The organism is Hymenobacter terricola (assembly GCF_017921975.2).
Lineage (GTDB): Bacteria > Bacteroidota > Bacteroidia > Cytophagales > Hymenobacteraceae > Hymenobacter > Hymenobacter terricola.
In genome coordinates this window covers 1-6768 of sequence record NZ_JAGEMO020000099.1, presented here as the reverse complement: position 1 = coordinate 6768, position 6768 = coordinate 1, and the positions used below count along the sequence as shown (strand labels likewise).

The 6768-nt window shown below is 63.9% G+C and carries 4 protein-coding genes; 2 read left to right on the top strand and 2 right to left on the bottom strand.

Annotated elements, in window-relative coordinates:
* The first annotated feature begins 531 nt into the window (after positions 1-531).
* The gene (locus J4G38_RS25285; RefSeq protein ID WP_226163854.1) at positions 532-1434 is read left to right on the top strand and encodes a hypothetical protein; all 903 of its coding nucleotides are present in this window, start codon (positions 532-534) and stop codon (positions 1432-1434) included.
* A gap of 106 nt (positions 1435-1540) precedes the next feature.
* The gene (locus tag J4G38_RS25280; RefSeq protein WP_210521750.1) at positions 1541-1810 is read left to right on the top strand and encodes a DUF1294 domain-containing protein; all 270 of its coding nucleotides are present in this window, start codon (positions 1541-1543) and stop codon (positions 1808-1810) included.
* A 450-nt stretch (positions 1811-2260) separates the two neighbouring features.
* Here J4G38_RS25280 and J4G38_RS25275 read toward each other — a convergent pair whose 3' ends face one another.
* Together J4G38_RS25275 and J4G38_RS25270 are read right to left on the bottom strand one after the other, a co-directional pair.
* On the bottom strand, positions 2261-5170 hold the full coding sequence (locus J4G38_RS25275) for an FG-GAP-like repeat-containing protein (protein ID WP_226163852.1): 2910 nt from the start codon (positions 5168-5170) through the stop codon (positions 2261-2263).
* 278 nt (positions 5171-5448) lie between these two features.
* Positions 5449-6684, bottom strand: coding sequence for a Fic family protein (locus tag J4G38_RS25270; protein ID WP_210521753.1), 1236 nt, complete (start codon positions 6682-6684; stop codon positions 5449-5451).
* Between the last annotated feature and the right edge of the window lie 84 nt (positions 6685-6768).

The window sequence follows — 6768 nt, the reverse complement described above, 5'->3', positions numbered from 1 at the left end:
ACGGCATTTTCGGGCCGTTTTTGGGTATCGGGACCCCACGGCCCGGGGCCGTTCCCGAAAACGGCCCGAAAACGCCGTGAAACACGCGCCGAAACACCCGTTTTAGGCGGGCAAACGCGGGCCCTTCGGCTCCGCTGCTTTTTCCGGTTCACGCGCGGCAGCGTACAGGCGTTGGAGCAGGCGTTCAGGTGGGGGACGCCTGTCGGTCTTGCGCCATGTCGTTGCCCTCTTCTAGGAATCAACGACGAACAACCAAAAGCACCGTGGCTGTTGCAGAAGTCTGAAAAGGGCCGTAAACGCAGCTCCGACGAGCTGGATAGCGCTAAAAATGGGCTTAACCAGGCGTTTTATACCTGCCTCCTTGCTCGCCTTCCTCGGGTTGGAACTGCTTGCCGACTTCTGCAACAGCCACCACCGTTTAGGTGAACTGCTTGGTTCGCTCGAATCGATTTACTAAACAGCATCGCAGTGCCCGTAAATACCCTCTCATTTGGCTTTTCTGGCCTGTGTTCTTTGCGCCGGCGGGCTTGCGTGGTGCTCGCGTATGCGTTGGCCGTGGCAACGGCTCCGGCTGCCCAAGCCCAAGACTTCACGGCGGTCAATACCGTCTTCTACACCCGGCTGGAAAGTACGCTACGTTACCAGGAAGCCATACTGCCGACGGGCCGTAGCACCAGCAACCAGTATGTGCAGCTTGGCAAGCGCCAAGTGTTGCTGGAGTCCGTGCGAACGCTCGGCCCGAGCGAAGCGAAGCACCGGGTGCGCGAAGATTATCGGCTCGCGGGAACCGTTCGCAACCCGCGAAGCAGCGGCAAGGTCCGCTACCAGTTAAACGTCCCCCAAGCGCAGCAGGGCCGCCCGGTCGCCTTTGGCCTGTTCCACGATTATCCGACCGAGGAATCGGTCGAGGCGAACGCCTTCCTGCTGCTCCAGGAGTTCAGCCCCTGGGAACTGCTGCGCCTGCGCCCCGGCCGTGCGCAGTCGGGGCAGGCCGTGTACGTGAGGAACGCCGCCGCCGACTTCACCGGCGACACCTTGGCCTGTTACGCGCTCACGCGCACGGGACAGACCTATCAAATGGTGTTGCAGGAGCGCCGCACGCCCGCTCGCCGGCGCTGGCGCCACAACACGAAGGTCACGTGCTCCTGGAACATCGACCTGGCCCGGCGGCAAATAGTGGCCACGCAGCCCCAGGGCAACGGCGGCATCACCCTGCGCTGGACGCGCACCTACGCCAATGCGACCGATTTTTCCGAGGTCTGCACGAGCACGGCCCTCCCGCAATGGCTGGGGGACCTGACGAACGTGTTTACCCTGTATTCCCGGACTTTTCAGCAGAAGGGCCCGGCCGGGTCGGCCGATAAGTATACCCTCCCCAACCTAGTGAAAACGAAGCCATCCAGTACTTTTTTGATTGTTTCCCGATACGAGTAACGGTCGTAGGAAATAGCGGGCAAAGAAAATACGCCAAGTTGAAACATACCCTCGTTATACTATTCGGACCCTTTCCCTGACTGCTGCTTTATACCTTGCGGGCACCATGGAAATCCTCTTGAGTGGCCTGTTGTTGGTCAACCTGCTCTGTTTTGGGCTTTTCGCTGTCGACAAACGCAAAGCCCAGCGGAAGCAGCGGCGCATTGCCGAGAAAACATTGCATTGGGCCACGTTGCCCGGCGCAGCACCCGGGGCGTGGGCGGCGATGTGGCTGCTGCGCCACAAAAATCGCAAAGCCGCGTTTTGGGGCGTGACCCTGGCCCTGACGCTGCTGCAAGGGGCGGTGCTTTATTTCGCGTGGCCTTCTTTCCGCTGAACCACGCTCGTTACCCCATTGGGACCGTTTGCGTGAACGTGCTACTGCATCAACTCGGCAAGACTGGAAGTAGCAGAACGTGACCCCCAATCGGTCAAGCCAGGTTCATTCCAGCCGCCGCAGTGGGCTGTCGGGCTTTAAAAAGCGGGCCAACTCGGCATAACTGAATTCCACCCGAAAGTTGCCCGTCAGCACCTTCCAGACTAAATTTGACATGCCATCGTAGCTTACCGGATGGTCAAAAGTGAGGCCGGTGGCCGATACGGTGTAGTCCGCCGTACTGCCCAAGGAAAATTCCTAGCTAAGCACGCCCGCCACATCTTCCGGATGGAGAAAGCCCTCTTGCGTGGGCACGTACTCCCGCGTTATTCTTTGCCGCTTGCGTTGGCCCTGCGCCAGGAACGCCGGGAATCTACCCGCCGTTTTTATCCCCCAAGACCTACCAGTCCGTTAATCCCGGATGATGCGGCGCGTATCGACGTTGCCCATGGTTTTAACCAGCAGCGTGTAAACGCCGGGAGCCAATGGCCGCAAATCAAGTGCTTGCGCAATTGTTCCCGTCGAGCCCGCCACTTGCTGGGTGAAAACAACCTGGCCCAAGGCGTTGAGGACCAGCATTTCGCTCGTCTGGCGGTAGCCGGCTAGCTTCACGGTCAGGCGCCCATCGGCCGTTGGATTGGGATAGACAGTGAAGGAGCTGCCCGCCAACGGGGGCACGCTGGCGGTAGGAACGGCTCCTTGCCCCAGCAGCACCGAGGCCGTGTTGGCCGTTTTGTTGGCCGTCACCATGTCCAAACGGCCATCCCCGCTCACATCGCCGAGCGCCACCCCAAAGGTTTCTCCGCCAATCGCGTAGTCCACCGCGGGCCCGAAGGTGCCGCCGGCCTGGCCCAACCGCACCGAGGTCGTGGCGGCCTCGTTATTGGCCGTTGCGATGTCCAGGCGCCCGTCGCCGTTCACATCGCCCAGCGCCACACCCGAAGAGTGGGTTCCGGCGCCATACTCCACTTTGGCCGCAAAGCCGCCGCCGGTCTGCCCCAGCAGCACGGAGGTGCTGGCCCCGTAATTGGCCGTCACGATGTCCAGGCGCCCGTCGCCGTTCACGTCGCCCAACGCCACTCCTTTCGGGCCCGGCCCCGTCGCGTAGTCGACCCGGGTGGCAAACCCGCCGCCCGCAAGACCCAGCAGGACCGTAGCCGTGCTGTTGGCGTTATTGGCCGTTACGATGTCCGGGCGCCCGTCGCCGTTCACGTCGCCCAGCGCCACCGCCAGGGGCACGGCTCCGGTGGCGTACCGGGTGTAGGGCGCAAACCCGCCCCCTGCCCGGCCCAGCAGCACCGAGGCCGCCCAATCCCAATTGTCGACGGCAACGATGTCTAACATCCCGTCGCCGTTCACATCGCCCAACGCCACCGCATACGGGCTTTGTGTCGTCGCATAGGAGGCGGAAGTAAAGCCTCCCCCAGCGTTAGCCAACGCTACCCGAACGCCGTAGCCGTATTCGAGGCCGATGACCACATCCAAGCGGCCGTCCCCGTTCACATCGCCCAGCGCCACGCAACTGGAAAATCCCCCACTCCCATAATCCGTCTTGGTGGCCGAGAAGGTGCCGCCGGCCTGGCCCAACCGAACCGAAAACGTATACGCCGTATGATTGGCCGTGACCAGGTCCAGTAGTCCGTCCCCGTCCATGTCGCCCAGCGCCACGCTGTAGGGGCCCGCCCCGGTGGCGTAGTCCATTTGGGGGGCGAAGGTGCCCGTCGCCGCGGCCGCGGCCGCGGTGAACTGGTAGACGTACGGGGCGCCCAGCCACCCGACCGTGCTGCCTTTGGCGGTGGTCGTCACGGTGGCGGTCAGTGTCTCGCCGGGCATAAAGCCCGCGGCAGTGGGCGTGAATTGGAGCGTATTGCCGCTCACCGTGGCCGGAGCCGCCAGCGTGAGCAGCCCCCCCCGCTGAGAAGAGTACACCTGCAACGCCGCGGCCGAAGCGGCGGTCAGCGGCTGGTCGAAGGTCGCCGTCACCGGCGTTGCCCGGCCCACTGCCGGGGCATTAGCCGAAGGCGCCACCGCTTGGAGGAGGAGTGGCGGTCCGGCGGAGAGCACGGTAAACGGCGTCGCGCTGCTGCCCGTGCCCCGGGGCGTGGTCACGGCCAACGGGCCCGAGGTGGCATTAATCGGTACGGTAAACGTGATGGTGGTGGCATCGACCACCGTGAAGCCGGGAACCGGTGCGCCGTTCAGGGTGAGCGCCGTCGCGCCGGTAAAATTGGTGCCAGTAATGGTGACCAGAGTTAAGGGCAGGGCGCTGCCCGGAGCAACGCTGACAATCGCCGGCGGCGGCACGATGACGGTGAAAACGTCGGAGCTGGTGGTCAGACCAAGCGGGGTGGTGACGCGCACGGAGCCCGTTTGCGCCCCGGCCGGCACGGTAATGCCCGTAATCTGAGTGCCCGTGGCATTGACCGCGAAGCCCGTGCTCACGGTGTTGTTGCTGGTGCCGGTGAAGGCAACCAAGCTGGTACCGGTTAAGTTCGTGCCGTTCACCGTCAGGCTGCTCCCCACCAGACCGCTGCCGGGACTGATGCTGCTGATGATGGCGATGGCAGTGGTCGGCTCAAAGCGGTAGGTACTGCCGAGCGCCGGCAGCACTTGGTTGGAGATGCTGTAGTAGCTGCCGGTGTAATTGGCGTCTTGAAACAGGGTGGTGGACCAGGGCGAGGAGATGAGTTTCGTTGCCAGCAGAACCTGCCCCTGGTTCAGCGCCATGCCTTTGAGTCCCACGTTGATGTAGCGCCGGCTCAGCACCCCCGAAGAAGCCGTCACCGGCCCATACACAAATTCGATGCGGTTGCTGGTTTCGTAGAGCTTGAGCTGGAAGCTGAAAGTGGCAAACTGCGTCACGTTGGCCGCGTCGACGCCCGCGCCGGTTTTGTCGGACACATTTTTCCACTGAATGGTGCACACGCGGCTCCCGACGGCGCCGGTGGTGGCCACGCGGTATTGCGCGCCCCCGGTCCCCGCCACCAGGTCAACGTTGAATGGCATGAGCAAATTAGAAGTGGCTGAGGCAGAGCTGGCGAGCGGGTTGGTATTGGTCGTATTGGCGGTGTTGTTGTCGTAGTACAGGGCCGCGGCGGGGGCGGTGCTGCCCAGACGAACGACGCCGTTGGTGTTGAACACGAACTGCGTAAACACACTCCCGTTGTAGCCGAAGCTGAAGCCAATGCTCTGAGCGGCCGAGTTTGCGTCGTCGGTGCTGCTGGTCGAGATGACGGTGCCCGTCGTGCCCAGGTCGGTATAGGTGCCCGCTACGGCGGTCGCGCCGGTGGGCGCATAGTTCAACAATTGAGCCTGAGCCACCAGCGAACTGCCGACGAGCAACAAGGCCAGAACGAGCCTAGTACCGCGATAGCCAGACCGTAAGCATTGGTATATTTTTGTCATGCAAAAAATGTAAAGTTCTTTCCCAGCACAAGGTACGACGGTACCAGCCGTAGGCATCGGCCAAGGCACGCTGCTCACCTCGAGAACCTGAAAATCCCGCTGATTCGGGGGTGGATGAAAAGGATAAGGCTAAGAAGCGAGGGTTCATGCTGCCAAGTTCGTAGAATTATTCGCTCCTTTTTTTGAACGATGCCTTAAGCTTGGTTGAGCATGTCGATCTCCTTACCAGCGGGGTAGAGGCCGGGAAACAGGGCCGGCGCAAAGGCCACCGGATAAGCGGCCCGGTAGGGTGTCAGGTGGTCCGCCGGGTTGGTCGCCAATAGGCCGGCCTCCAGCAGGGTATTGGCCAGCGCCTTGGCGGTGCGTTCGGACAAGCCCGTGAGCCGCTCGACTTCCCGCCGTGCGATGCTGCCCTTCAAGAACACCGCTTCGAGCACGTAGTAGGCTTCAGGCCGCCACTTGCGCTTCACAACCAGCAACTGCACCAGCCCGCGCAGCCGGGCCAGCACCCCGTCGACGGCCAAGGCCCCGCTCATGTAGGTGACCTGGTCGAGGGCTACTTCCAGAAAGAACCGGCAAAAGGCCACCAGGGCCCGCTCCGAGAGGTTGCCCCGCCCGTCGTAGTCGTTGTAGCGCCGGGCATCCGCCGCGGCCAGGGCCCGCTGGTAGGCGGCCTGCTGGCGGGCCAACCCGCGCGACATCGACCAGAGCCCGCCGGCGTCGAGCCCCTCGGCGCGGAAGGCCGCGTCGCTGAACAGGCGTCCTACCCGGCCGTTGCCGTCGAGGAAAGGGTGGACCCACGCCAGGCGGTGGTGGGCCGCGGCGATGCGGGCTACCCGGGCCAAGCGGTCGGGCTCGCCGGCGGGGCGGTAGCCGGCCTCGAGTTGGCGAAGGAAGGCCGGCAGGGCCGCGGCGGCCGGGGCCACGTGCTGGCCCACGCGCACCTCGGTGGCGCGCAGCGTTCCGGGCAGCACTTCCAGGGGCGTGCCGTCGGCCGCGCGGGCCCAGCGGAAGTCGGCGGGCAGGTGGGCGTAAAAGGCCGCGTGCAGCGCGCACCAGAACGCGCCGGTGTAGGGGTTGTGGTCGGCCGCGGCGAGCAGTTCGGGCAGGCGGGCGTGCACGGCGACATGGGCCCGGGCCTCGAGTTGGAGCGAGCGGCGACGGGGGTCGTCGGCGTAGTCGGCCTGCAGGGCGCGGGCGATGTCGAGCGGGTGGGTGTCGTGGCCCTCGATTAGGTTGGAGTAGTAGCTGTTGGCCGGGCGCAGGAACTCGGCTAGGGCCGCGGCCGTGACCGGGTGCAGGCGGTCGGTGAGCCGGGCGGCGGCTTCCACCAGCTGCAAGGCCAAGGCGCGCAGGTCCGCGGGCCAGGGGCTGGGCGTCAGCGGCGCCACGGCGGCTGGGTCGTGGTACAAAGCGTCAGGAGCAATCATGCCGCAAGATACACCTGCCGATTACGACACCAATTACGACACGCAATAAACAGAATAACAAGACGTTTAATAAGTCAATGCCGA